Here is a 1,123-nt window from a genome sequence, read left to right on the forward strand (position 1 = left end):
ACCACCGCCCGCACCGCAGCCCTCGCCATGACGCTCGCGGGCGTGCTCGCCCTGGGCGCCGCGCCGTCGGCCCTGGCCACCGACGCCCGCCCGGCCGGCCATGACCGTACCTTCGACCTCCAGGCCCACCGCGGCGGCATCGCGCTCACCGTGGAGAACACGCTCCCGGCCTTCGACAACGCGCTCGCGCTGGGCGTCAGCACGCTCGAGCTCGACGTGCAGATCACGCGCGACGGGTACGCCGTCGTCACGCACGACCGTGACCCGAGCCCGGCCAAGTGCGTCGACACCGAGCCCGCGTTCCCGGGCGACCCGCAGTTCCCGTACGTGCCCAACACGACGTACATCAAGGACCTCACCCTCGCGCAGGTGCGCACCATCGACTGCGGGTCGCTGCGCCAGCCGCAGTTCCCCGGGCAGGAGCTGCACCCGGGCGAGCGCATGCCGCTGCTGTCAGAGGTGCTGGCCCTGGTCAACCGCCACCGCGCGCACCAGGTCATGCTCAACATCGAGACCAAGGTCGAGGCCGGCGCCCCCGAGCAGACGGCGCCGCGCGAGCAGTTCGTGCAGGTCGTCGCCCGCGAGGTGCGCAAGGCCCGGCTGGTCGACCAGGTGACGATCCAGAGCTTCGACTGGGGCTCGCTCATGCGGATGAGCGAGGTCGAGCCACGCTTCGGCCTCGTGGCGCTGACCAATGGCCAGCAGTTCCTCCAGGTCGGCGTCGACGGCGCGTCTCCGTGGCTCGGCGGTCTCGACATCGACGACTTCCCGGGCACCATCCAGCAGAAGTTCGTCGCCGCGGCCGCCTCGTTCGGCGCCGACGCCGTCTCGCCCGTGCACGGCGACCCGCAGGGCGGCGGCGTGCACGACCCCGGCTACGTCCCCTTCACCACGCCCGAGCTCGTCCGCGCGGCGCACCGCGCCGGCATGGACGTTGTCCCGTGGACCGTCGACGACCGCGCCACCATGGAGTCGCTGCTGGACATCGGCGTCGACGGCCTCATCACCGACCGCCCGGACCTGCTCCGCGAGCTCATGCGGGAGCGGCACCTGAAGCTCCCGTAGCGCTACTGAGCCGCGCGGGGCGGAGCGGCGGCGCGGCCGCTCCGCCCGCGCTGGGCTC

At 73.2% G+C, this 1,123-nt stretch carries 1 protein-coding gene; it reads left to right on the forward strand.

Annotated elements, in window-relative coordinates:
* Positions 1-1,065, forward strand: a 1,065-nt coding sequence (locus PROKR_RS16400) for a glycerophosphodiester phosphodiesterase family protein (RefSeq protein ID WP_425414903.1), incomplete at its 5' end; no start/stop codon positions are given.
* Positions 1,066-1,123: the final 58 nt, after the last annotated feature.

It is taken from the genome of Promicromonospora kroppenstedtii DSM 19349 (assembly GCF_000515355.1).
Taxonomy (GTDB): domain Bacteria; phylum Actinomycetota; class Actinomycetes; order Actinomycetales; family Cellulomonadaceae; genus Promicromonospora; species Promicromonospora kroppenstedtii.